Below are 23023 nucleotides of genomic sequence, written 5' to 3' on the forward strand. Positions count from 1 at the left end.
GAGCGCGTTCGTTACTCGAACTGTGTCAGAGAGCGCTGGGTCCGCCTCGGCCAACGGGGCGCTGGAAGAGGGGGAAATCCACGACGTTCTGCGGAACGGTCGTCGTCGGCTCGCCATCCGGTCACTCCGGGAGGGCGAGGGGGAGATGGACGTCCGTGAACTCTCCGAGGAGGTCGCGGCTCGCGAGACGGGTGAGGACCCGCCGCCGCGGGACAAACGCCAATCCGTCTACGTCTCGTTGCACCAGACCCATCTCCCGAAACTCGACGACCTCGGCATCGTCGACTACGACAACGACAGCAAGCGCGTGGCGCTACGGGACCGCGTCCGCGAAATCGAGGTGTACATGGAGGTCGTCCCGCAGTACGGCCTATCGTGGGGAGAGTTCTACTTCGGCCTCGGATTGCTCGGCCTGCTGACCACGATTGCGGTTCTCGTCGGCGTCCCGGCCATCTCGGAGGTCGGGATGACCGTGGTTTCCGGCGTCTTCTTCGTCGGATTGATGGCCGCTTCGGCGTATCACGTGTACAGCCAGCAGGACCGCATCATCTTTCAGCGACTCCGAGGATGACGACGCTCACCGTCGACACCGGCCGCCGCCTCGAAGTCCTCGACATCACGGACCGCGTCGAGGCCGCCGTTCCGGACGACGCTGACGGAACCGCGACGGTGTTCGTCCGGCATACGACCGCCGGTATCGCCGTCAACGAGGCCGAATCGAGGCTGCTGGGTGATTTCGAGGCGTTCCTCGCCGACGCCGTCGACGACGACGCCTGGGACCACGACCGACTGGACGGCAACGCCGATGCCCACCTCCGGGCGCTTTTGATTGGCGCCTCCGAGACCCTTCCCGTCAGCGACGGTACGCTGGACCTCGGGACATGGCAGTCGGTGTTGTTCGTCGAGTGCGACGGCCCGCGCTCGCGGACGGTCGACGTCCGAGTGTGAGCGGGTTTCCGGCTTCCGCCGACTTTTGCGCCGAGGGGACCAATGGTGGGTATGGACACCGCCGTCGTTTGGTTCCGCGACGACCTCCGTGTGACCGACAACCCGACGCTTTCCGACGCCGTCTCGACCGCCGACCAGGTGGTGCCCGTCTACACGTTCGACCCCCAATGGCGCGGCCAGACGCGATACGGGCCACCGAAGATGGCACCCCATCGCGGTCGCTTTCGTCAGGAAGCGGTCGCCGATTTGCGGGCCTCGCTTCGTGACCGCGGCGGCGAGTTAGTTGTCCGAAAGGGGTCGGCGGAGACGGTCGTCCCCGAGTTCGCCGAGGCGGTGGGGGCGGCGGCCGTCTACGCACAGACGAAGCCGGCGACCGAGGAGCGAGCAGTCGAGGAAGCCGTCGGAAAAGCCCTCGCAGAGCGAGACATCGACCTCGAACGACGGTGGACCCACACCTTGCACCATCCCGACTCGTTGCCGACGCCACCGGAGAACATCGACGACACGTTCACGCCATGGCGGCAGTCAATCGAGGAGACCATCGAACCGGACCCCCCGCGGGCGGCCCCCGATTCGGTTTCCGTCCCCGAGAGCGTCGACCCGGGTGCCCTACCGGGACTGGACGACCTCGGAATCGAACACCCGACCGACGACGGCCGAGCAGTGTTGCGGTTCGAGGGCGGCGAGACGGCCGGGAAACGGCGCGTCGAATCGTACCTCTGGGAGGGCGACCACCTCCGGGAGTACAAGGAGACCCGAAACGGCCTGCTGGGGGCGAACTACTCCTCGAAGTTCTCGCCGTGGCTTGCGGCAGGGTGTCTCTCGCCGCGGTGGATTCACCGCGAAGTCCAACGCTACGAGGACGAACGCGTCGAAAACGAGGACACCTACTGGCTCGTCTTCGAGTTGCTGTGGCGAGACTTCTTTCAGTTCCAGTTCCGGAAACACGGCGCCCGGTTCTTCACTCCGGGTGGGATTCGCGGCGTCGACACCGACTGGCGCCACGACCGCTCAGCCTTTCGACAGTGGGCCGACGGCCGGACGGGTGTCCCCTTCGTCGACGCGAACATGCGGGAGTTGAACCGGACCGGCTACATGTCGAACCGTGGCCGACAGAACGTCGCGTCGTTTCTCGTCGACGCCCTCGGCATCGACTGGCGGTGGGGGGCAGCGTACTTCGAGTCACGACTGGTCGACTACGACGTGGCCTCCAACTGGGGAAACTGGGCGTATCAAGCCGGCGTCGGGAACGACTCGCGGGACGACCACTTCGACGTGCTCTCACAGGGAGAGTACTACGATGCCGACGCCACCTACATCGGGACGTGGCTTCCGGAGTTGGCGTCGCTCCCGTCGGAGTACGCACATCGTCCGTGGCGGCTCTCTCCGGAAGAACAGGCCGACTTCGGCGTCGAGTTGGGCATCGATTATCCCCAACCCATGCTCGATATAGAGGCCCGATATCGGGAGTTAGAATGAGAGGCGAGCCGTCCGTGGCGGGGGGTTTCGGTACACTCGAAACGTGGACCAGCCGAAAGGTCTAAACCCGCAAAACCGGTTTAATAGGCTGACAGGCCCCCGCCAGTCGACTATGCGATACTTCGATTTCACGTTGACCCCGGAGGACGGCGCGATTCATCCCGTAGACCGGGCTATCGCGGAGACAGGGGCCATCTCGCGCATCTCGCTCATGCACATCGACGCCCTCGGCGACGGGACGGGCGTGTTGCTTTACCGTCTCAAGGGCAATCCCGAGGTGTTGGTTCCCGATATCGGCGACCATCCGGACGTGATTTCCTACGACCTCCTTGAGGCCGACGACGAGGAGTTCCACCTGTATCTCCACATCGAACCCGGGAACCCCGCCGGGGCGTTGATGATGCTCGCGGAAAAGTACGCGCTGATGATTGACACCCCAATCGACTTCACTCGGCGCGGGGCTCTCCGATTGACCGTCATCGGCGCCCACGACATGGTGAAAGGGGCGATCGAGGAGCTCCCGGACGACATCTCGGTCAACATCGAGCAGGTCGGCTCCTACACGCCGGACCGACAGGACACCCTCTCGGAACTCACCGAGCGACAACTGGAGGTGTTCCGAAAGGCCGTCGAGTTGGGGTACTACGAGATTCCGCGCAAGGCGACCCACGAGGACATCGCCGACCGACTGGAGTGTGCGCCCTCGACGGTCGACGAACACCTCCGGAAGGCCGAGTCGCGGGTGCTGCGGACGCTGGTGGGGTAGTGTATTTTAACTGAACGTGACAAGCGACCTAGAGTAGTCGATTAGCATCCGCGAGCGAACGAAGTGAGCGAGCGGTTCACTGCGCGCCGCAGGCGCGCAGGACCGAGGGCCGACTGGAAGGAGGCCCGACGTGTCTTTTTCATCGACGTTTTTGCCGGCGGGCCTGCGGCCCGCCGTGGAAAAAGGTCGCCTAGAAGAAAACCGTCCCGTGGTGCCGCGGCCGGTCGTCCCGCTGTTTCGTTTTGTAGGTGTCGAGGCGCACTTCGAGTTGTTCCCGAAGGTCGCCGGCGGGAATCAGTTCGTCGACCTGCATCTTGCCGGCCTGCTTTTTGATGTCGATGTACTTGTCGAACTCCTGTTTGGCGGATTCGATGAAGGCGTCCTTGGCGTCCCCGTCCATGTCCTCGATTTGGCCGCCGAACAGTGCGTGGACGGCGGCGTCGGGCCCCATTACCGAGATTTCGGCGGAGGGCAGCGCCAGCGTCGCGTCGGGGCCGAACGAGGGGCCGGCCATCGCGTAGATGCCGGCGCCGTAGGCCTTGCGAGTGATGACACAGAACTTCGGCACCTGGGCGTTGGAGGTGGCGTAGATGAACTTCCGGCCGCGCCGGAGGACGCCCTCCTTTTCGACCTGTGAGCCGATCATGAATCCGGGCGTATCACAGAGGTACACGAGCGGGATGTTGTATGCGTCACACGTCCAGACGAACCCGGCACCCTTGTCGGCGGAATCCGGGAAGATGGCGCCGGAGATGTGGTCGGGTTGGTTGGCGACGATGCCGACGACTTGACCGTCGATGCGTCCGAGTCCGGTGACGAGTTCGGGCGCGAAATCCGGCTTCATCTCGACGAACGAATCCCGGTCGACAACGCGGTCGATGACCTCCATCACGTCGTAGGCCTTGTTTGGCTCTTCGGGGATGATGTCGTCGAGGCTGTAGGGGTTCTTCTTCGGCGGTTTCGGCGTCTCTTCGGGCGGCGACTCCGAGTAGTTCTGCGGGAGGAATCGGAGGATATCCCGAGCCCTCTCGGCGGCGGTCTCCTCGTCGGGCACGACGAGATCGGCGCTGCCGGAGTGTTCGGCATGGACTTGTGGGCCGCCCAACTGCTGCATGTCGGTTTTCTCGCCGGTCATCGCCTCGACGATGCGCGGCGAGGCGATGGCCATGCCGGCGATGTCCTCGACCATGATGAGGTAATCACAGAAGACCGGCGTGTAGGCGGAACCGGCCACGTCGGGGCCGTAGAGGACGCCGATTTGTGGGATTTCGCCGGACATCCGACACTGGTTGTAGAACATCTTGCCGCCGCGATAGCGGTCCATGTGAGTGTCGCCGGGCTCTCGCTCTTCGGCGTTGAGGCGTGCGCCCGTGGAGTCGACGAGTCGCAGCATCGGGATACCGAGGTCCAGCGCGCGCTCCTGAATCCGGATGACCTTCTCGACGCCCATCTGTCCCAGCGAACCGGCTTTGACGGTGTAGTCGTTGGCGGTGAAGGCCACCTTTCGGCCGTCGATGGTACCGATGCCGGTGATGAGGCCGTCTGCCGGGAGTTCGTCGTCATCGCCGAAGCGGGCGAAGGAACCGTCCTCGTACTCGATTTCGTCGAAAATCATGTCGAGGCGGTCACGGACGAACACCTTGCCGAGGTCATCGATTTTGTCGAAGCCGCGTTCGGGGCCGCCGGACAGGATGTTCTCGATGTCCTCCCGGATGGCCTCCTCGCGCTCTGTGACGACGGCGCCCTCCTCGCTCCAGTTTTCGCCGGCTTCGGCGAGGGTTCCGTCGTCGCCGACCAACTCGACGCCGCGTCCCAGATGTTCGGAGACTGCCGTTGCGATTGCCTGTGCGATTTCTTCGTCGGTGTCGTTGTCGATTTTGATTTCCATGGTGCCCTCGGAAACTCACCGAATGTTCAGAGTTTCCAGTGTGTGCGTATGCCGTGATATACCAACGCGAGGTAAAAACATTGTGGGTACACGAGTCAATCAGCCGGTAGGTTCCCGCCGGCCGATGGATGGTCCTCTCAAAGGCGGCAGAAACCATAAGTATGGTAACTGGGTACGGGCACCATGGCACTCGGAGAATCCGAACTCCACGACCTGATTCGAGAGTCGGTCCGCGGCATCGCAGACGACTTCGGCCGGGAGTACTGGCAACAGCACATCGACGACAAGGAGTTCCCCGAGGAGTACTGGCAGGCGCTGGCAGACGACGGCTGGCTCGGAGTCACCATCCCCGAAGAGTACGGCGGCGAGGGACTCGGGATGTTGGAGATGTCCATCATCATCGAGGAGTTGTCCCGGGGCGGCGGACAGGGCGGAATCATCTTCGTTCTCACGCCCGTCTTCGGCGGCATCGGTATCCAGCGGCACGGGAACGAACAGCAGAAGGAGGAGTACCTCCCGAAAATCGCCGACGGGGACATGAAGTTCTGCATGGCGCTGACCGAACCCGAAGCGGGGACGAACACGCTCAACATCTCGACGCACGCAGAGAAGACCGACGGCGAGTTCAGCGTCAACGGACAGAAGACGTTCATCAGCGGCGTCGAGAACGCCGACACGATGTTGCTGGTCGCCCGAACCTCCGAGTTCGACAAATCCAATCCGACTCACGGTGTGACGCTGTTTCTCGTCGACGACCCCGCCGAACGCGATGGCATCTCTCTGTCGGAACTCGACACAACCGTCCCGTGGTTCGAACGGCAGTATCAGGTGCAGTTCGACGACCTCCGTGTGACCGAAGACGACATCCTCGGCACGGAAGACGGTGGCCTCTATCTGCTGTGGGACACCCTCAACACCGAACGTCTCGGCGGCGCGGCGTCGGCACTCGGCGGCGGCCTCCGAGCGGTCGACCTCGCCGTCGAGTACACACAGGACCGGGAGGTGTTCGGCCAACCTATTGGCGCCCACCAGGGCATCCAACACCCCATCGCCGAATCCTACGCGAAACTGATGGCGGCCCGCGAAATCCTCTACAAGGGCGCCAAGAAGTGGGACGACGACGAGGACTGCGGACTCGAGGCCAACGTCGCCAAACTGCTCACCTCCCGGGCCGGCACGGAGGCCGCCGACCGCGCCATCCAGGCCCACGGCGGCAACGGCTTCACCCGGGAGTACGAAGTCTACGACATCTGGCAGAACCTCCGCCTCACCCAGACCGCACCGGTCTCCAACGAGATGGTGTTGAACTTCATCGGCGAACACCAACTCGGGATGCCGCGCAGTTACTGACCGCCTCGGCCGCGTTCCGCTGTGCCGGGCGGACCGCATCTTTATGCAACCGCCGACTGAAGTTTCGAAGTATGCGAAAACAAATCAAACGGGTGCTGGGCCGTGCCCGGTACGCAGCCATCGGCGGTGCAATCGGTGCGGGTATCGGCGGGTTAATCAGCCGGAACGCGGCGAGTACCGGCGGTGCCATCGGCGGACTCATGGGTGCCACGCTGGGCGAGACGAGCGTCTCCGCCCGCTCGGCAATCGACGAGGTCAAACGCCGCGGCGACGACGACTGATTGCTCGGAACTATCGCAGGAAGTCGAACCGGACCTCGTCGGCAGGCACCCGCGGGTCGATTTCCTCGCCGTTTTCGAACTTCACGAAACTGAGATAGTAGGGTTCGCCACACCCTTCACCGTCGGTTTCCTCCGCACCGCAGACGATGACAACCCCTTCTCCGTCTTCGAAGTCCTCGTAGGCGTCCTCGTAGGTCCATCCCTCCAGCGGCTCGGCGGTGACGCATTTGTCCTCGAGGTAGGCGTCGCGTTCGAGTTCGGCGACAGCCCCACACCGCGGGCAGTAATACGAGACGTCGACCATACCGCTTGTAGGGGCCGAACCGCCATAGGGCCGTCGGACATCCCCGAAGGCCTATGGGCTCGCCGCACGACGGTACCGGCATGATAGACGAGACTGCAAACGAGATTCGGGAGATGCAAACCCACTCCTCGTCGACCGTCGCAATCAAGGCCGCCGAGGCGTTGCGGGAGCTCCTCGACCGCGAGTACGCGACCGTCGAGGAGTACGTCCGTTCGCTGGACCGCAACAGCAGCGCCCTCCGGCGCGCCCAACCCTCCCACGCGTCGCTGCACAGCACCCAACGCGAAATCGTCGCCCGCGTCGAGGACGGCGACCCCGACACCGTCGAGGAAGCGAAGGACCTCACCGAGTCGGCCATCGAGGCCATCGTCGACGACGTCGAAACGGCGAAACACGAGGCCGCCCAACACGCCGTCGAACTGCTACCAGACGGCGCGACGGTGTTGACTCACGACTACTCCTCGACGGTGCTCGAGGCCATCGAACTCGCGGCCCAGAAGGGACACCACATCGAGGTGTACGTCACCGAAGCACGCCCCCGGTTTCTCGGTCGGAAGACCGCTCGGACGCTGGCGGAGGTCGACCGCGTCGACGTAACGCTCATCGTCGACAGCGCCGCCGGCCACTTCCTCGACGAGTGCGACCGCGTCGTCCTCGGAATGGACTGTATAGTCGACGACACGCTGTACAACCGCGTCGGGACGTTCCCCATCGCCGCGTCTGCGGCGGAGTTGGCCGTTCCCGTCTCGGTGTTCGGCGCGAGCGCGAAGCTCATCGACGAGGGGTTCGCCTTCGAGAACGACTTCCGCTCTCCGAGCGAGGTAATGCGAGAACCGGCGGAGGGCTTCGCCATCGAGAACCCGGCGTACGACGCGACGCCGACGCACCTCCTAGAGAACGTCGTGACGGACGACGGAATTCACAAACCCGAGTAGCGGCCGGACTACATCGAGGGAGTGCCACGACGGACGTGCCGCCGAGGGCTCGAACTGCGGCTGGCTCAAAACCACGTCGCCACACTCCGGACATTCGGTGACGGTACGCTCGCCGTCGACGTCGTGGCGGTGTCGGACCGACCACTCGCCGTCGATTGGCGCCTCGTGGCCGCACGCGGGACAGAACAGGACCGTCTTCCTGTCTGCCGGAGCGTCGGCGCATCGTCCTGTGGTGGTCATCGCACCGGTCTAGGCGGTCGGGAGATAAACCCTTTGTGCCTCAAATGCCCCCATTCACCAATAGATGGGTTCAAAAGAAATAGAGTGGTGGAGAGCGGTGTTTACTGGAACGTCCGGCTGATTTCGGGTTCGTCGGGTTCGCTGCCGTGGGTGAACTGTTCTTCGAGTTCCTCGTAGCGCTCACGGACGTCCTCGTCGACGCTGGCGCCGACCTCGTCGAGAGCCTCCTCGAAGTGTTCGCGGGTCACCCGGACGTTTTCGACGCTGGTAGCGGCCTCCTCGCGGGAGACGCTGTTGATGAACTCCCGGGTCGCAGCCATCGAAGCTTCACGACAGACGGCCTCGATGTCGGCGCCGACGTAGCCGTCGGTGTCGGCGGCCAACTCATCGAGGTCCACGTCGTCGGCCAGCGGCTTGTTGCGGGTGTGGACCTCGAAGATGGCCTTCCGTGCATCCTCGTCGGGGACCGGAACGTGGACGTGACGGTCCAGTCGACCGGGGCGCAACAGCGCCGAGTCGATGAGGTCCGGCCGGTTCGTCGTCGCGATGACGACCACGTCTTCGAGCTGTTCGAGGCCGTCCAACTCCGTCAGCAGTTGGGAGACGACCCGCTCGCCGACGCCGGAGTCGCCCATGCGGGCACCGCGTTCACCGGCGATGGAGTCGATTTCGTCGAAGAAGACGACGGTCGGCGCGTTCGACCGCGCCTTCTCGAACACTTCCCGGACGCCCTTCTCGGACTCGCCGACGTACTTGTTGAGCAGTTCCGGACCCTTGATGGAGATGAAGTTCGACTGGGCCTCGTTGGCGATGGCCTTCGCCATCAGGGTCTTACCCGTTCCGGGCGGGCCGTACAGCAGGACGCCCTTTGCGGCCTGCATGTCCATCTGCTCGAACACCTCGGGGTACTCAAGCGGCCACTGGATGGTCTCACGGAGGCGTTCTTTGGTGTCCTCGAGTCCGCCAACGGACTCCCAAGTGGTGTCGGGAACCTCGACGAACACCTCCCGCATCGCACTCGGCGTCACGTCCTTCAGGGCGTCCTTGAAGTCGCCCTCGGTGACCTGCATCGCCTCGAGTATCTCGGCGTCGATTTCGTCGGCTTCGAGGTCGAGTTCGGGACGGATACGCCGTAGGGCGTTCATCGCGGCCTCCTTCGTCAGGCTCTCGATGTCGGCGCCGACGAATCCGTGGGTGCTGTCGGCGTAGCGGTCGAGGTCGATACCGTCGACGAGGGGCATCCCGCGGGTGTGGACCTGCAGGATTTCCTTGCGACCCTCCTTGTCCGGGACCCCGATTTCGATTTCGCGGTCGAAGCGGCCGCCCCGACGAAGCGCGGGGTCGAGGGCGTCGACGCGGTTGGTCGCACCGATGACGATTACATCGCCGCGCTCGTCGAGACCGTCCATCAGGCTGAGCAGTTGGGCGACGACGCGGCGCTCGACGTCGCCGCTGGTCTCGCCGCGCTTCGGCGCGATGGAGTCGAGTTCGTCGATAAAGACGATGGCGGGGGCGTTCTCGGAGGCCTCCTCGAACACCTCACGGAGTTGCTCCTCGCTTTCCCCGTAGTACTTCGACATGATTTCGGGGCCGGAGATGTTCGTGAAGTGGGCGTCTATCTCGTTGGCGACGGCCTTCGCCATCAGGGTCTTGCCCGTCCCTGGCGGACCGTGCAGCAACACGCCTTTCGGCGGTTCGATGCCGAGCTGTTGGAACAACTCGGGGTGCCGCATCGGGAGCTCTATCATCTCCCGGACCTGCTCGAGTTCGTTATCGAGACCGCCGATGTCCTCGTATCGCACCGAGGGAGTCCCGTCGCCCCCTGCGGCCGTGCTATCGCCGGTGTCGGCGATTTGTTCAGCGGGCTTTTCGCTCACCTGGATGTCCGTCGAATCGGTGACGACGACCGTCCCGTCGGGGTCGGTGTCGGCGATTTTCAGCGGAATGCGCTGTCCGCTCTGTGAGGACAGCGGCCCGAGGCCGAGCGAGAAGGGAACGTTTTGTCCCTTCGTGACGGCCTGTCCGCTGAGTTTGTCGCGGATGTGCGGACCGATGTTCCCGCGGATGCGGAGGTTCTGCGGTAGCGCGACCGTCACCTGCTTTGCCGGGTTGACGTCGGCGGCCTCGACCGTCACGCGGTCGTCGATGCCGACGTTGGCCTCCTGTCGGAGGCGACCGTCGATGCGGATGACGCCCTGACCTTCATCCTCGGGGTAGCCGGGCCACACCCGGGCGACGGCGCGGCCGTCACCCTCGATGAGGATGTAGTCGCCGTTCTCGAGGCCGAGTTCGGCCATCGCCGCGCGGTCTATCGCCGCCAGTCCGCGACCGGCGTCTTTCTGTTTGAGGGGTTTGACCGTCAGTTTCATCGGTTATCGCTCCACCTCGATAGTAACGATTCCGTTGTTCATAATAGCACGGGAGGCCCCCTCGGGGACCTCGTACTCGTACTGCTCATCGTCGACGACCACGATGGCCGTCCCGTCGACGACATCAACACCCCCTTCGACGGGGCCAAAGTCCGCGACGAGGACCGCGCCGTCGTCGTACTCGTAGTGACGAACGATGCCGTCCGCGTCGCCGCGAATCGACTGCGTGTATTCAGTCATACTAACTCAGAGTTAGTTAGCATAGTATTTAAATCTTTCTCTAAAAATGGCAGTACGGGGTCGTGTAGCGAAGCAACAGTGGAATTGCGGTTCACACTTATCGAAGCGAGGTCTGAACCGAGAAACTGACGACGAGCGGTCGTCGCGTTTATCGGGTAACGCCGTGAGGACGGACGTATGGAAACCGTCACTCACGACGGGCGGACGACAGCCTACCGCGAGACCGGCTTCGGCGACGGGCCGACGGTCTGTTACGTACACGGCGCCGGCGGCGACCACGGCGTCTGGGTCGAACAGTACGGCGACCGCGAGGGACCGCCGGCCGTCGCCGTCGACCTCTCGGGTCACGGCGACAGCGACGACGTGACGACCGAACCCGGGATGGAGACGATAGCGGCCTACGCCGACGATGTGGCGGCCGTCTGTGAGGCAACCGACGCGTCGGTCATCTGCGGTAACTCGATGGGCGGCGCCGTCGCGCTGTGGGTCGCCCTCGAAGGTGACCTAGACCTCGACGCGCTCGTTCTCTCGGACACCGGCGCGAAACTCGGCGTCGACCCCGGCTTTCTCGAATCGCTCGCCCGGAACTTCGAGGCCGCAGTTGCGTCGCTACACGTCCCCGACACCCTGTTTCACGACCCTGACGACGAACTCATCGAGGTCTCGAAGGCCGGGCTCCTCGAATCAGGACAGGCGGTCACCGTCCGGGACTTCGAGAGCTGTGACACCTTCGACGTTCGCGACCGCCTCGACGAAATCGACGTGCCAACGCTGGCGCTGTGTGGCGAACACGACCCGCTGACTCCACCGTCGTTCCACGAGTACCTCGAAGCCGAGCTTTCGAGCTGCGAGTACGTCGAGATAGCCGACGCCGCGCACATGCCGATGCTGGAGAAACCCGAGGTGTTCAACGAGTCGGTCCGGTCGTTCCTACTCTAACGGCTCTGCGGCACCGTTTTCGACGAGCGCCTCGGCGGTCCCCTCTGGGAGCGTGACCACGTCCTCCGAACCGAGGTCGTAATCGCGGTTGTCCGTCCCGACCATCTCGCCAACGTCGGCCGTAATCCGGACCGTCGTCCGCGGGATACCGGGGATGTCGCTGTGACCGGCGTCTGTCGAAGATTGTGAGTCATCCGTCTCTGCAGCGTCCTTCGGTGGTCGGTCGCCCTCGGACTCGGATGGGTGGGACTCCGAGGAGGTCTCCGGCGGTTTGGGGTCGGGTTGGACCTCGGTCGGTCCCGAGGGCTCCGAGACCAGCGGGTCCTCAGAGGGTGATTCGGGGTCGGTCGCCGGTTCGCTTTCGGCGCCAGCCGCCGGCGGCGTCTCGGCGGCTTCCGCCGGGGCGTCACTCGGACCGCTCCCCATCAAATCCGCCGCGCTGACACCGTCGGTGTCGGGGGCGGTTGAGGTGTCCTGAGGCGGTTTCTCACCTCTGTCGGGAGAAGAGGCCGTTTCCGTGTCGGTCTGAGCGGGGTTCGTCGGCGCCATCTCGGAGGCCCCCTCGTCTATCGAACACGACACCGAGGGTGCGTCGCCGTCCAGCACCGACAGGACAGCCTCGCGGTTGTTCTCGATGCGGGCGACGAGGTCGTCGAACAGCGCCTCCTCCTCGTCGGTGAGGCCGTCGTCGTCGACCGGCATGCCGGCGGCGGCGATGGAGGCCTTCTTGACGACCTTGCCGACACGGCGCTCGTAGATGGCCTCGACGGTCCCCTCTGCGGTTTCGATGTCGTCGGAGAGCCGCCGGACCTCCGGCGAGGAGAACGGGTCGTCCACCTGTTCGACCTTCCGCGCGCGCTCCTCGGTGAGTTCGTGGATGTACTCACCGACCTCCCGATAAAACGACGAGCGCAGGTGCTGGAGGTCGCTGGATTGCCGCTCGCGGGCCTGCACTGATTGAAGTTCGTCGAGATTCATTCTGCGGCTTTGGTGGCGTGGCCACGAGTCATCGCGAACACGCCGACGTACTCTGGCATCGAATGCACTCCCTCGGAGAGCCTAAAGCTTTCCCCCCCGAGTCGCACCGTCGTCTCCTCGCGGACGTACACCGAGATGTCGTTTCCGACGAAGGTCTCCGGGACGGCGTCGACGAGCGGGTCGAAGGAATCGAGTTCGTCCCGCGGGATGTGTTGGACTTCGAGGCCGCTCCCACCGTGGAGGCTGCCAGGCAGTCGGATGAGTCGGTTGATGTCCGTCGTCACCGGTTCGTCAATTGGTGCGGTCTGTTCTTCGAGCACTCGGGTCAACAGCGTCTCGGCAATCGTCTTGAGCGCGTTGTGAACGTCGATGTTCCCCGCCTCGATGGCGTCGCGCTGTTTCCGAATCGCTCCGAGCATCGTGGTGGCTTTCCCCTCCCCGATGCGGTCGAAGGCCGTGAGCCGCTCCATCGCCTCGTCGTCGCTCAGACCGTCGAGTTCCTCGACGAACGCGTTCAGTTCGGTCTGGAGCCGCCGGCCCCACCCGCCGTCGTTCTGAAGCGTCCGTTTGTCCGCCGGTGTCTTCCGGCCGGAACTGCCGGAGACCTTCTCCGTCTCGATGAGCGCCTCGATGTCGACGCCCTCCCCAAGGACGTAATCGACGATTTCCCGGCGGGCACTGCGACTCAACTCCAAGACGCCGGAATCGCGGACGTGGACGTGATAGCCGCGGCCGCCGGAGAAGACGACTGTCAGGTCATCGAAGTCGAAGTCGTGCTCCAGCAAATCGAGCAGTCTGAGCAGCGCCTCCTTGCATTCGGCGAGCATCTCGGCGTAACTGTCGGCCTCGGGGTCGACGCCCGGAAGGTGGTCGGCGTCGAGGTCGAAGACGAGGTCCGACCCGCGCCATCCCTTCTTCCCCATGCTGGATGCGCCGGGGTCGTCGTAGCGGCCCGCCGAGAAGTAGACGTGACGCGGGCGCTCGCCCGCAAGGAAGTCGCCCAAATCGCCGCCGCCGACCAAATCCAGGTGTGAGTGATGTCGAACCATCGTGGTCCCGCCCGAACTCCACGTGATGTACCCCCACTCCCGTTCGTTGGCCGCCGGGGGCGGGGAGATGTCGCTCCGACGGTAGTGGTCGCCGAAGCGACCCTGCAGGTACTCACGAGTGCGACCGTCCATGGACTCGGCTTCGAGAGAGGTGCGAAAAAGCGTTGCCCTCTCAACCGCCACGGACGAACTTGGATATCTTCGAGGCGAGGCCGCCCTCTCCGAGTCGCAGGTAGTAGGCGTCGCCGTGGTCCTCGTAGTAGTTGTCGACCCGGCGTTGAATCTCGAAGCCGAGTCGTTCGTAGAAGTCCAACGCGGCGTCGTTGGACGCGCGGGCGTGACACGTCACGGAGTTGTGGTCCTCTGCGACCGCGGCGACGAGGCGGCGGCCGAAACCCTTGCGTCGGTACTCGGGGTCGACGGCGAGAAAGAGGATGTACCCGTCGCGCCGGGTGGCGGCGAACCCGAGCAGTTCCTCGCTGTCGTAGCCGGGGTCGACGAGCGCGTACACCCGCGAGCGCTTGTAGGCATCGGTGAAAAAGCCCCGCCGCTGTTTGAGGACGCCCTCCGTTCGACGGATGCGCTCTTTCAGTTCCCACGCCTCCTCGACGAACGCGTCGTCACCCGTCCCGAACACCCGAATATCGACGGTGACACTCACTAACATGACATAGGAACGGGTTGAATATAACTCCACCGCCACCGTTCGACCCTTCCGGGTTCGAGCGGAGGCGCTCCATGCCACAAGGCTTTCAACGTGTCAACGAGTTCGATTTCCCAATGCCTTCCGCGCCGGCCGACATCGAGGCCGCCGAAGAGCTCATTTCCGAGCGTCCGGACGCAAAAGACGTCCTTCGGCAGTCGTTCATCAAGGGACTGGCCATCCTCCTGCCGCTTCTCGTCACGCTGTTCGTGCTCTCGTTCATGTTGGGATTCGTCTTCCAACAGCTCAACCCGGTGGTCACCGCCGTCATTCAGGTGACGCCGTTTCAGAGCGAAATCGTCGTCGCGGCATCGACCGTCGTCTTCTTTCTGTTGCTCGTCGTCGGCGTTGGCTCCGTCGCGGAGTACGGTACCGAAAACGACCGACTCAGCGCCCAGTTCAACGAGTTCATGGCCTCGATTCCCGGACTCGGCTCGGTCTACACCAGTTTCAGCGAGATGAGCGAACTCCTCCTCGATTCCGACACCGACAGTTTCCAGGACGTGAAACTGGTAGAGTATCCCGGCAAGGATTCCTACGTCGTCGCGTTCAAAACGGCCGAAACCCCCGAAGTCATCGCGGAGGACACCGGCAACGAGGAGATGATTACACTGTTCATGCCGATGGCGCCGAACCCTGTCATGGGCGGGTTCGTCATCCACGTCTCCACCGACCGCGTCGTCGACGTTGACCTCACCGTCGAGCAGGGCATCCGCTCTATCGTCACCAGCGGCGTCGCCTTCGGCGAGGACGGCGACGCCCCGAGCGGCCTCAGCGAACAGCAGTTACGCAAACTCAACGCCGCCGACATCGAAGGTGACTCACCGCTTGTCGACGACGGCGACACCGACTCCGGAGACGACCGATGAGCTACGAACTCCGCGAACACACCGCCGACGTGGCCGTCGAAGCCACCGGCGCGGACATCGACGAGGTGTTCGTCGGCGCTGCAGACGGGCTTTCCGCCGCCCACTGTGAGTCCATACCGGACGGCGTTGGCGAACGCTTCCCGGTGGTCGCCCACGCCGAGTCGAAGGACGCCCTCCTCTTCGAGTACCTCGACGAACTCATCTACCAGCGCGACGTTCGCTCGGTGCTCCCGGCCGACCACGAGGCCCAGGTCCACTGGAACGGGGAGTGGGTACTGGAGGGCTCCGCCCGCGGCGTCCCCTTCGGCGCAATCGATGCCCGAGAAATCAAGGCCGTCACCTACTCCGAGATGAAACTCGAGGAAACCGAAGACGGTTGGCGGGCCTACGTCGTCTTCGACGTGTGACGCTGAGGGAACCGACAGAACGCACCGTGGTGACTACTCACAGAACCCACCGCAAAGAGCAGGATTTATACAACGGCGTCTCCCAGAGTCGGGTACGCGCTCGCTTGGTGTAGCCCGGCCAATCATATCGGCCTTTCGGCCTCGGGAAGGGTGTTCCCCTTCCGAGGGAGGACAGCCGATGACAGGGGTTCAAATCCCCTAGCGAGCATCCTGCGGTCGGTTCTACCGTCCACCGAACAACCGTACCAGCGGGTGTCGACTCCCGTAGGTCGTCACCGACCACTCGCGGTTTTCCAGTTCTTTTCGGATGGCCTCTCGGTGTGAGTCCCCACAGAGAACCGCCACGCGGTCGTAGGCCTGCCGGTCTGCGACAGCCGTGATTCGCTCGGCCATGTGGGAGGCTCGGCCACCACCGGCGACCGCGACGAGAACCACCGAAAACGTGGCGTAGAGGTACGGGACCGAAAGAGCGAAGACGACGAGGACGACGCGGTTGACGCCTAGGAGAATCGAGACGGCGAGCGCGGCGACGAGCCAACTTCCGAGGAGGTACTTCCCCCAGCGGGGGACCATCTCGTAGACGGTCGCAGTGTCGGCATCGATGCGGTCGTGGTAGTCGACGCCCGCCGCCTCGACGGCCGCTCGTAACGACGTTCGTCCGGCGACACGGGCCCGCGCTCGCGCGACGACCCCTTGTAGCCACATTAGCGTCACGTACCCCATGAGGAAGGCGGCATAGCCGACGGTCAACTTCCGAACGACGAGCGTCGGTGAGCGCCCCTCGACCAACACCGCGTCGTACTCCTCGAGGCCGCGCTCCAAGAGAGCCTGCTTGTCGCTTTCGGCGGCGTGGACTTCCCCTTGAACGGTCGCTTCCCGCTGTGACACGGCCGTCCCTACGGACTCCGACGGCTAAAAACTCGCGGCGCTACGCGGCGATGACGGTCTCACCGGCGCGGACCCGCTGTCCTTTCGAGACGCGAATGTCCTCGATGTCGTACGCCGACGACAGCAACACGTCTGCTCGCGACCCGAACGAGATGTGACCGACCTTCTGGCCGCGTTCGAGGCGCTCGCCGTCCTCGACGTAAGGATGGATGCGCCGGGCGACGGCACCGGCGATGAGCGACAGTTCGTACTCCGCACAGACGATGTCGACGCGCTCGTTGCGGTCGGACTCTTTGGTGAACGCCGGCAGGTGTTTGCCGGGAGTGTGCGTGACCGACTCGACGGTCCCGGGTGCGGGCGCGCGATTGACGTGGACGTCGGTGACGTTCATGAACACGGCGACGCGGACGCGATCGCCTTCCTCACGGACGACGGAGACGCGTCCGTCGGCGGGCGCGACGATACCCGACGGCGGCGGCGACCGCTCGGGGTCTCGGTGGAACCACAGTGCGCCGAGACCGGCGAGCAGACAGACGACACCGACGGGAAAGGCGAGTATCAAAAGCGGGACGGCGAGCGCGAGTGGAACGGCAGCGTAGCGCCACCCGCCGGGCGCGGTGTCGGGAAGCGAGGGAAACACAGGTGAAACGAGCGCGTGAGGGGCCTTGGCCGTTTTGCAACTCGCTTTCGGAGTCGTGCTATCACGTATTATCACGTATTTATCCCCTCAGCGCGCCATAATACAGGTCGAACAGAGGTGAAATTCAACATGCGAGTGACACCGTTCGACGAAATGGACCGCCTGCTGGGAGGAATGCGACGCTCGATGATGGGCGAAGGCGGTTACGACTTCGGCCGGGACATCAACGTGCGCCTGGACACCGATTCCGAGGGGTACGTCCTCCACGCGGACCTGCCGGGGTTCGAGAAGGAAGAAATCGACCTCCGATACGACGACGAGCGACTCACAATCCGCGCCGTCCACGAGATGAGCGACGACTACGAAACGAGTAGCCGCCGCGTCCACGAGACGGTCCGCATCCCCGGTGACCTCACCGTCGATGGCATTGAGGCCCGCTACCACAACGGCGTCCTCGAAGTTCACCTGCCCACCGAATCCGACACCGAATCCGAAGGCGGCCACCGAATCGACATCGACTGACCCCTCTGGCATCCGATACGATACGCCAGAACTGCGATTCCGTTTCTTTCCGTTTCATCACCGCATTCGGCGACATATCCGCTCGACGAGGGCGTGAATTTGTTCGCTAGTAGACACTCGAGGCGAAGCGCCCCCATTAATATGGATGGCTCATTACCCAACAATCACCTAAGATGTCTAGCAACACTCCCGTTTGGATGCAGGCGGAGGCGGAGTACGAAGACGAGGTGATAGGTGACACCACCCTCCCTCGGATGTTCGAGGAGGCCGCGGCGCGTCACGCCAGTCGCGACGCACAGTGGTACAAAGGCGGCGTCTACGACCGTTCGCTGACGCCGGACGTGGTTCCGGCCGCCCCGACCGGCCAGTACGCGGCGCTCACCTACGCAGAGATGCAGAACACCGTCCACAACCTCACCGCCGGGTTCCGCGAACTCGGCGTCGAGGGCGGTACCCGCGTCGGCATCTTCGCCAACACCCGCATGGAGTGGGCCCAATCCGACTTCGCGCTGTTGGCTGCCGGTGGCGTCGTCACCACGGTGTACACCGAATCCGCGCCCCCACAGGTGCAGTATCTCCTCGACGACCCCGGCGCCGAGGGCGTCGTCGTCGAGAACGCCGAGTTGCTCGAACGCGTCCTCGAAGTCGAAGACGACCTCAATCTCTCCTTTATCGCTGTCATCGACGAGTTCGACGGCTACGACGACCGCGACGACATCCTCTCTCTGGCGGAGGTGTACGAACTCGGCGCCGAACACTTCGACGGCGACGCCTACGAGGAGTGGCTGGGCGAACGTGACCTCGATGACCTCGCCAGCCTCATCTACACCTCGGGGACGACCGGCAAACCGAAGGGCGTCCAGTTGACCCACGGCAACTTCCGAGCGAACGTCAACGGCATCCGAAAGCGAGTCGGACCGCGGCCCGACAAGGACCCCGACATCCCAGTCTTCGACGAGAACGACCGGATGCTTTCGTTCCTGCCGCTCGCACACGTCTTCGAACGCGTCGCCGGACACTTCCTGCAGTTCGGCTCCGGCTCGACCGTCGCCTACGCCGAATCCACCGACACCGTCGCCGACGACATCAAGTTGGTCGGGCCGACGGGCGCCTCCTCGGTCCCCCGCGTCTACGAGCGCATCTACGACAACATCCGCGAAGAGGCTCCGGATGCCGTCTTCGGCCGCGCCGTCTCCGTCGCCCGCGAGTGGGCAACGACCGAAAATCCCGGCGTCGTCCTGCGGATGAAACACGCCCTCTTCGACAAACTGGTCTACTCAAACGTCCGCGAACAGATGGGCGGCAACATCGAGGCGTTCATCAGCGGCGGTGGCAGCCTCTCGAAGCGACTCTCACAGCTGTTCCAGGGGATGGGCCTGCCCATCTACGAGGGGTACGGCCTGACCGAGACCTCGCCGGTCGTCTCCGTGAATCCGCCGGAAGATTCCCGTGCCGGTACGCTTGGCCCGCCGCTTTCCAACGTCGACGTGCGACTCGACGAATCCGTCGTCGGCGACGACCGGCGTGCGGAAGTCGACGGCGACATCGGCGAACTCCACGTGAAAGGGCCGAACGTCACGCAGGGCTACTGGAACCGCCCCGGGTCGACCGAGGAGGCGTTCACCGAGGATGGCTGGTTCCGAACCGGCGACATCATCGAACAGAGCGACGATGGCTACCTCATCTACCACGACCGACTCAAGCAACTCATCGTGTTGGACACGGGCAAGAACATCGCGCCTCAACCCATCGAAGACGAGTTCGCCACCTCCGACCGCATCGACCAGGCGATGGTCATCGGTGACAACCAGAAGTTCATCGCGGCGCTGTTCGTGCCGAACTTCGAGGCCGTCCGCCGCTGGGCGGAAAACGAGGGTATCGACCTCCCCGACGACGAGACGGCCATCTGTGCCGACGACCGCGTCCACGAGTTCATCGAAAAGGAGGTCGAAGCCGTCAACAAAAAGCTCTCGAAATCGGAGAAAATCAAGGAGTTCCGGCTGGTTTCCGTCGAGTGGACCGCCGACAACGATCTGCTGACGCCGTCGATGAAAATCAAGCGCCGGAACGTCCTCGACGAGTTCGATGAGCAAGTCCGGGACATCTACGGCGAATACTACGACGAGTAGAACAGCACCACTCCTCTGACCGACAGTTTTTATATCGTCGTCGCGGGATACGTAGACAGGATGGCACACAACCACGCCGATTCGCGTTCCCGCGCCGCTGTCCCGCTTGCAACGTCGGCGTGTCGGTGTTGCTGTTGAGCCTCTTTTCCGGCCGTCGCTCCCAGTGACGGCCGCTTCGCTCTCGCCCCGCCTGCTTCCCACCCGACACGACTCAGATATGGTACTCGACCGACTCAGAGAGGACGTTCGCACCGCACTCGCAAAGGACCCCGCCGCCACCAGCGCCATCTCCGTCGCGCTGTTGTATCCCGGCCTACACGCCGTCTGGGGCTACCGAATCGCCCACTGGCTGTGGGGCCGCGACAACACCTTCGCCGCACGTGCGCTCTCGCAGTTCGTCCGACTGCTCACCGGCGTCGAAATCCACCCCGCTGCCGACATCGGTCGGCGGCTGTTCATCGACCACGGAGCGGCCGTCGTCGTCGGTGAAACTGCCGACATCGGCGACGACGTGTTGATGTATCACGGCGTCACATTGGGCGGCGACTCGATGCGCCGCGAGAAGCGCCACCCGACGCTGGAAGACGGCGTCACCCTCGGCGCCAACGCTACGCTGCTCGGTGCTATCACCGTCGGCGAGAACGCCTCCGTCGGCGCCGGTAGCGTCGTCGTCGACGACGTGCCTCCCGAAACCACCGTCGCGGGGTCGCCCGCGAAACCGGTCTCCGGAACCGGGTCCGACCGGGTCACCGAGGACTGTTCGCCCGAGTGAGTTTTATTCTCGCCGTGCCGAGGACCGCCCGTGCAGTCGCCACACGAGTACCTCCGCGACGACGCCTACGTCGGACCGCTCATCGAGGAACACGGCGTCCTCGAACTCGACACCGCCGACGACATGTTTGAGCGATTGGTCGTCTCCATCCTCCGCCAGCAGGTGTCGATGGCCTCGGCCGCAGCGACCCGAAATCGACTGTTCGAGTCGGTCAAGGTGACACCCGAGGGAATCCTCGCCGCCGACCCCGAGACGCTTCGGGACGCCGGTCTCTCCCGACAGAAGACCCGCTACGTCCGCAACGTCGCCGAGGCGTTCCGCGAGGAGTACAGTAAAGCCCACTTCGAAGCACTCGACGACGACGAGGTCGTTTCCGAACTCACGTCCATCACGGGCGTCGGCGAGTGGACCGCGAACATGCAGTTGCTGTTCTCGCTCGGCCGGCCCGACGTGTTCCCAGTCGGCGACCTCGGCGTTCGGAAGGGAATGCGGACGCTCTACGGCGACGAGGAGATGACTCGCGAAGGGATGGTCGCGGAAGCCGAGCGCTGGGCGCCGTATCGGAGCTACGCGACACTGTATCTGTGGCGTATCGAAGAGGACATCGCGGAGTCGGTGGCGGAGGTAATCGGGAAGTAACGGTTACTCCTCGTACCGCTTGGTGACGCTTGCGTAACCGAAAAGCGGGACGAGGGCAACGAAGAACGCTGCCACGCGCCAGTCGAACGGAACCATCGGAAACCAGAACAACGAGAGCGGAACCAGTGGAACGAACAGCAAGAGTGCATTCGAAACACGGGACAGCGAAACGCCGAACTCGACGGCGTTCTTGAAGTAGTATCCGAAGATGGAGATGGCTGGGATGAAAACGACGAGTCCGCTACTGGACACGCCAATCGCGGACCCGACGACGTAGACGCCCGCACAACTCACCGAGAGTGCGGCCATCGTCACGACGCCGTCCCGAGTCGGGTACCGCCGTGGGGTTTCGAGCGACCGTCGAACTCCGACTCCCAGCGTCGCGAGCAAAACCGGGCCGGCGACCGCCAGCAGCGTCTCACCGACCCACTGGTCGATGCCGAACGCGTACCAACGGTCGTACACCATCGAGAGGACGAACAGAAGCGTCGCCGGAACCAACACGAACGGTGGCCGGCCGACCGGTGGGAGGTTTCGGTCGGTCAGCGACACCGCCTCGGCGTATCGGAGCGCCGCCGGCATCCGCCGTAGTTGTCGATACCAGTACCACGAGTAATAGCCGGTAAGAAGCGGAAGCGAGACGAAGAAGACGGTCGTCGCGACGGCGTCGGCGAGGAACCGTGGAAGCACGGTAGGCGAGACGCCACCCGACAGCGCGTTCACGCCGACTGCGACGACGACCGTCCACTCGTGGACGGCGTTGTTCGCGAACTGCCCGTATCCGCCGTAGCCGACGACGAGCGGGAGCGAACCAAAGATGAGACCGAACAGACAGGTGGTGTATCCCGCGATGCCGCGGCCGTGTCTGATGCTCGCCGAGAGGCTATCGTAGGCACGCGTCTCGACCGACCGGCCGTTACGGAGGCGACGGCGGAGCGATGTCGGCAAAACGGAGTCGAACCGCGCCGAGACGATGCCGACCACCAAGAGGAGTTCGAGCGCCGGAAAGAAGGTTCCCAGAACACCTCCGAGTATGCCCGCCAGATACGCCGGCGCACCGACTATCAAGACTCCCGCGAGGAGTTCGACGCGTTCGTGGGCCTCGTCGAGCCACGGTGGAAGGGCGTCATCGTCGGGTGATTCAGCGGATTCGGCGACGAGGGTTCGAGCGAAGAGGTCCGACACCGACGCGATTCCGACATCCCGACGGTCCCAGTCCCAGAAGACGACCACCGACAGGACGGCAGCGGCGACGACGCCGAGCGCCGGCGGCCAGTTCAACGGCGGCATCACATTCGAAAGCGCGTAATAAATCGGTATCGCGGTAATCGCGCCTATCGTACCGACCGACAGGCGAAACACGACCGTCTCCCGGGCGGAACCCATCGAATCCGGGTAGAGTTCCGGAACGAGCGTCGTGAACACTGCAAAGAAAAATGCGGCGTTCAGCAGAAACGCCAGCACCGGCCCGAACGACCCCGTGTTCACCACCGCAGAGAAGACGACAGGAACCAGTTCCTCGACGGCGGCGACGCCCGTCTCCGGGAGCACGCTCCGAACCCCCGCCAGCGTGAGGGCGCTGCCCGCACTGACGCGTCTTGCGATTGTGCCGCTCCAGCGAAACCGACCCCCCATCAGGCGGGGCATCGACCCCATCTAGATTAATACCTTCGCTTGACGCCAGACGG

25 protein-coding genes and 1 tRNA gene are annotated in these 23023 nt (G+C 64.0%); 15 read left to right on the top strand and 11 right to left on the bottom strand.

The annotated features are described in order from the left end of the window. The first annotated feature begins 22 nt into the window (after nt 1-22). The 4 genes from NMP98_RS04910 (at nt 23) to NMP98_RS04925 (ending at nt 3193) form a co-directional block, all read left to right on the top strand. Nucleotides 23-571, top strand: coding sequence for a DUF7344 domain-containing protein (locus NMP98_RS04910; RefSeq protein ID WP_254860435.1), 549 nt, complete (start codon nt 23-25; stop codon nt 569-571). Next, a complete protein-coding gene (locus NMP98_RS04915; protein WP_254860436.1) occupies nt 568-948 on the top strand; it encodes a secondary thiamine-phosphate synthase enzyme YjbQ in 381 nt (126 codons plus the stop codon). Before NMP98_RS04910 ends, NMP98_RS04915 begins: the two co-directional genes overlap by 4 nt. A 51-nt stretch (nt 949-999) precedes the next feature. Next, nucleotides 1000-2427, top strand: coding sequence for a DASH family cryptochrome (locus NMP98_RS04920; protein WP_254860437.1), 1428 nt, complete (start codon nt 1000-1002; stop codon nt 2425-2427). Between the two features lie 112 nt (nt 2428-2539). Then, the gene (locus NMP98_RS04925) at nt 2540-3193 is read left to right on the top strand and encodes a helix-turn-helix domain-containing protein (protein ID WP_254860438.1); all 654 of its coding nucleotides are present in this window, start codon (nt 2540-2542) and stop codon (nt 3191-3193) included. 190 nt (nt 3194-3383) lie between these two features. Here the strand turns inward: NMP98_RS04925 and NMP98_RS04930 are convergent, their stop codons facing one another. Next, complete coding sequence (locus NMP98_RS04930; protein WP_254860439.1) at nt 3384-5081, bottom strand: acyl-CoA carboxylase subunit beta; 1698 nt, start codon at nt 5079-5081, stop codon at nt 3384-3386. 183 nt (nt 5082-5264) lie between these two features. On the opposite strand from NMP98_RS04930, the gene NMP98_RS04935 reads away from it, so the two are divergent. Next, on the top strand, nt 5265-6431 hold the full coding sequence (locus tag NMP98_RS04935; protein ID WP_254860440.1) for an acyl-CoA dehydrogenase family protein: 1167 nt from the start codon (nt 5265-5267) through the stop codon (nt 6429-6431). A gap of 71 nt (nt 6432-6502) precedes the next feature. Then, nucleotides 6503-6712, top strand: a complete 210-nt coding sequence (locus NMP98_RS04940) for a hypothetical protein (protein ID WP_254860441.1) — start codon at nt 6503-6505, stop codon at nt 6710-6712. 10 nt (nt 6713-6722) lie between these two features. Here NMP98_RS04940 and NMP98_RS04945 read toward each other — a convergent pair whose 3' ends face one another. Beyond that, a complete protein-coding gene (locus NMP98_RS04945; RefSeq protein ID WP_156709250.1) occupies nt 6723-7016 on the bottom strand; it encodes a DUF7969 family protein in 294 nt (97 codons plus the stop codon). An 80-nt stretch (nt 7017-7096) separates the two neighbouring features. Here NMP98_RS04945 and NMP98_RS04950 point away from each other — a divergent pair, with 80 nt between their 5' ends. Further along, nucleotides 7097-7951 (top strand): eIF2B alpha/beta/delta subunit family protein, encoded by an 855-nt coding sequence (locus NMP98_RS04950; protein ID WP_254860442.1) that lies wholly within the window; start codon nt 7097-7099, stop codon nt 7949-7951. Here the strand turns inward: NMP98_RS04950 and NMP98_RS04955 are convergent. The 3 genes from NMP98_RS04955 to NMP98_RS04965 all read right to left on the bottom strand — a co-directional run bounded on the left by NMP98_RS04955 (nt 7907) and on the right by NMP98_RS04965 (nt 10800). After that, nucleotides 7907-8191 carry a DUF8106 domain-containing protein gene (locus NMP98_RS04955; RefSeq protein WP_254860443.1) on the bottom strand — a complete coding sequence of 95 codons (285 nt, stop codon included), beginning with the start codon at nt 8189-8191 and terminating at the stop codon, nt 7907-7909. The genes NMP98_RS04950 and NMP98_RS04955 overlap by 45 nt on opposite strands. A gap of 101 nt (nt 8192-8292) precedes the next feature. Further along, a complete protein-coding gene (locus tag NMP98_RS04960) occupies nt 8293-10560 on the bottom strand; it encodes a CDC48 family AAA ATPase (RefSeq protein WP_254860444.1) in 2268 nt (755 codons plus the stop codon). Between the two features lie 3 nt (nt 10561-10563). After that, entirely contained in the window at nt 10564-10800 is a 237-nt protein-coding gene (locus tag NMP98_RS04965) for a DUF7127 family protein (protein WP_254860445.1), read from the bottom strand. 177 nt (nt 10801-10977) lie between these two features. Here NMP98_RS04965 and NMP98_RS04970 point away from each other — a divergent pair, with 177 nt between their 5' ends. Then, nucleotides 10978-11739: an alpha/beta fold hydrolase gene (locus NMP98_RS04970; RefSeq protein WP_254860446.1), complete on the top strand. Its 762-nt coding sequence runs from the start codon at nt 10978-10980 to the stop codon at nt 11737-11739. On the opposite strand, the gene NMP98_RS04975 is transcribed toward NMP98_RS04970, so the two are convergent. The 3 genes from NMP98_RS04975 to NMP98_RS04985 are packed head-to-tail and all read right to left on the bottom strand — an operon-like array spanning nt 11731 to nt 14427. Next, nucleotides 11731-12717 carry a DNA replication complex subunit Gins51 gene (locus tag NMP98_RS04975; protein WP_254860447.1) on the bottom strand — a complete coding sequence of 329 codons (987 nt, stop codon included), beginning with the start codon at nt 12715-12717 and terminating at the stop codon, nt 11731-11733. The two genes, NMP98_RS04970 and NMP98_RS04975, sit on opposite strands and share 9 nt — an antisense overlap. Then, nucleotides 12714-13898 carry a DNA primase small subunit PriS gene (gene priS / locus NMP98_RS04980; RefSeq protein ID WP_254860448.1) on the bottom strand — a complete coding sequence of 395 codons (1185 nt, stop codon included), beginning with the start codon at nt 13896-13898 and terminating at the stop codon, nt 12714-12716. The genes NMP98_RS04975 and priS overlap by 4 nt, the downstream gene beginning before the upstream one ends. A 40-nt stretch (nt 13899-13938) precedes the next feature. Further along, the gene (locus NMP98_RS04985) at nt 13939-14427 is read right to left on the bottom strand and encodes a GNAT family N-acetyltransferase (protein ID WP_254860449.1); all 489 of its coding nucleotides are present in this window, start codon (nt 14425-14427) and stop codon (nt 13939-13941) included. Between the two features lie 119 nt (nt 14428-14546). On the opposite strand from NMP98_RS04985, the gene NMP98_RS04990 reads away from it, so the two are divergent. The 3 genes from NMP98_RS04990 (at nt 14547) to NMP98_RS05000 (ending at nt 15953) form a co-directional block, all read left to right on the top strand. After that, complete coding sequence (locus NMP98_RS04990) at nt 14547-15338, top strand: DUF502 domain-containing protein (RefSeq protein WP_254860450.1); 792 nt, start codon at nt 14547-14549, stop codon at nt 15336-15338. Beyond that, nucleotides 15335-15745, top strand: coding sequence for an archease (locus NMP98_RS04995; protein WP_254860451.1), 411 nt, complete (start codon nt 15335-15337; stop codon nt 15743-15745). The genes NMP98_RS04990 and NMP98_RS04995 overlap by 4 nt, the downstream gene beginning before the upstream one ends. Before the next feature lie 98 nt (nt 15746-15843). Further along, nucleotides 15844-15953 (top strand) — tRNA-Glu (locus tag NMP98_RS05000). 14 nt (nt 15954-15967) lie between these two features. Here NMP98_RS05000 and NMP98_RS05005 read toward each other — a convergent pair. Both NMP98_RS05005 and NMP98_RS05010 read right to left on the bottom strand, forming a co-directional pair. Further along, complete coding sequence (locus NMP98_RS05005) at nt 15968-16633, bottom strand: hypothetical protein (protein WP_254860452.1); 666 nt, start codon at nt 16631-16633, stop codon at nt 15968-15970. Nucleotides 16634-16673: 40 nt separating this feature from the next. After that, on the bottom strand, nt 16674-17273 hold the full coding sequence (locus tag NMP98_RS05010) for a protein sorting system archaetidylserine decarboxylase (protein ID WP_254860453.1): 600 nt from the start codon (nt 17271-17273) through the stop codon (nt 16674-16676). 129 nt (nt 17274-17402) lie between these two features. Between NMP98_RS05010 and NMP98_RS05015 the strand changes: the two genes are divergently transcribed. From NMP98_RS05015 to NMP98_RS05030, 4 genes are all read left to right on the top strand, one after another. Continuing rightward, nucleotides 17403-17795, top strand: a complete 393-nt coding sequence (locus NMP98_RS05015; protein WP_254860454.1) for an Hsp20/alpha crystallin family protein — start codon at nt 17403-17405, stop codon at nt 17793-17795. A gap of 173 nt (nt 17796-17968) precedes the next feature. Beyond that, nucleotides 17969-19924, top strand: coding sequence for an AMP-dependent synthetase/ligase (locus NMP98_RS05020; protein ID WP_254860455.1), 1956 nt, complete (start codon nt 17969-17971; stop codon nt 19922-19924). 217 nt (nt 19925-20141) lie between these two features. Continuing rightward, entirely contained in the window at nt 20142-20696 is a 555-nt protein-coding gene (cysE, locus tag NMP98_RS05025; RefSeq protein WP_254860456.1) for a serine O-acetyltransferase, read from the top strand. Nucleotides 20697-20726: 30 nt separating this feature from the next. Continuing rightward, the gene (locus tag NMP98_RS05030; RefSeq protein WP_254860457.1) at nt 20727-21335 is read left to right on the top strand and encodes a DNA-3-methyladenine glycosylase family protein; all 609 of its coding nucleotides are present in this window, start codon (nt 20727-20729) and stop codon (nt 21333-21335) included. Between the two features lie 3 nt (nt 21336-21338). Here the strand turns inward: NMP98_RS05030 and NMP98_RS05035 are convergent, their stop codons facing one another. Then, nucleotides 21339-22970, bottom strand: coding sequence for a hypothetical protein (locus NMP98_RS05035; protein ID WP_254860458.1), 1632 nt, complete (start codon nt 22968-22970; stop codon nt 21339-21341). Nucleotides 22971-23023: the final 53 nt, after the last annotated feature.

Origin of the sequence: Natronomonas gomsonensis, assembly GCF_024300825.1 — an archaeon.
Lineage (GTDB): Archaea > Halobacteriota > Halobacteria > Halobacteriales > Haloarculaceae > Natronomonas > Natronomonas gomsonensis.

What these genes read in the sequence shown, in the direction of transcription:
- NMP98_RS04915 (WP_254860436.1), top strand. Translation starts at nt 568, where the DNA reads ATGACGACGCTCACCGTCGACACCGGCCGCCGCCTCGAAGTCCTCGAC.
- NMP98_RS04920 (WP_254860437.1), top strand. Translation starts at nt 1,000, where the DNA reads ATGGACACCGCCGTCGTTTGGTTCCGCGACGACCTCCGTGTGACCGAC.
- NMP98_RS04925 (WP_254860438.1), top strand. Translation starts at nt 2,540, where the DNA reads ATGCGATACTTCGATTTCACGTTGACCCCGGAGGACGGCGCGATTCAT.
- NMP98_RS04930 (WP_254860439.1), bottom strand. Translation starts at nt 5,081, where the DNA reads ATGGAAATCAAAATCGACAACGACACCGACGAAGAAATCGCACAGGCA.
- NMP98_RS04935 (WP_254860440.1), top strand. Translation starts at nt 5,265, where the DNA reads ATGGCACTCGGAGAATCCGAACTCCACGACCTGATTCGAGAGTCGGTC.
- NMP98_RS04940 (WP_254860441.1), top strand. Translation starts at nt 6,503, where the DNA reads ATGCGAAAACAAATCAAACGGGTGCTGGGCCGTGCCCGGTACGCAGCC.
- NMP98_RS04945 (WP_156709250.1), bottom strand. Translation starts at nt 7,016, where the DNA reads ATGGTCGACGTCTCGTATTACTGCCCGCGGTGTGGGGCTGTCGCCGAA.
- NMP98_RS04950 (WP_254860442.1), top strand. Translation starts at nt 7,097, where the DNA reads ATGATAGACGAGACTGCAAACGAGATTCGGGAGATGCAAACCCACTCC.
- NMP98_RS04955 (WP_254860443.1), bottom strand. Translation starts at nt 8,191, where the DNA reads ATGACCACCACAGGACGATGCGCCGACGCTCCGGCAGACAGGAAGACG.
- NMP98_RS04960 (WP_254860444.1), bottom strand. Translation starts at nt 10,560, where the DNA reads ATGAAACTGACGGTCAAACCCCTCAAACAGAAAGACGCCGGTCGCGGA.
- NMP98_RS04965 (WP_254860445.1), bottom strand. Translation starts at nt 10,800, where the DNA reads ATGACTGAATACACGCAGTCGATTCGCGGCGACGCGGACGGCATCGTT.
- NMP98_RS04970 (WP_254860446.1), top strand. Translation starts at nt 10,978, where the DNA reads ATGGAAACCGTCACTCACGACGGGCGGACGACAGCCTACCGCGAGACC.
- NMP98_RS04975 (WP_254860447.1), bottom strand. Translation starts at nt 12,717, where the DNA reads ATGAATCTCGACGAACTTCAATCAGTGCAGGCCCGCGAGCGGCAATCC.
- priS (WP_254860448.1), bottom strand. Translation starts at nt 13,898, where the DNA reads ATGGACGGTCGCACTCGTGAGTACCTGCAGGGTCGCTTCGGCGACCAC.
- NMP98_RS04990 (WP_254860450.1), top strand. Translation starts at nt 14,547, where the DNA reads ATGCCTTCCGCGCCGGCCGACATCGAGGCCGCCGAAGAGCTCATTTCC.
- NMP98_RS04995 (WP_254860451.1), top strand. Translation starts at nt 15,335, where the DNA reads ATGAGCTACGAACTCCGCGAACACACCGCCGACGTGGCCGTCGAAGCC.
- NMP98_RS05015 (WP_254860454.1), top strand. Translation starts at nt 17,403, where the DNA reads ATGCGAGTGACACCGTTCGACGAAATGGACCGCCTGCTGGGAGGAATG.
- NMP98_RS05020 (WP_254860455.1), top strand. Translation starts at nt 17,969, where the DNA reads ATGTCTAGCAACACTCCCGTTTGGATGCAGGCGGAGGCGGAGTACGAA.
- cysE (WP_254860456.1), top strand. Translation starts at nt 20,142, where the DNA reads ATGGTACTCGACCGACTCAGAGAGGACGTTCGCACCGCACTCGCAAAG.
- NMP98_RS05035 (WP_254860458.1), bottom strand. Translation starts at nt 22,970, where the DNA reads ATGGGGGGTCGGTTTCGCTGGAGCGGCACAATCGCAAGACGCGTCAGT.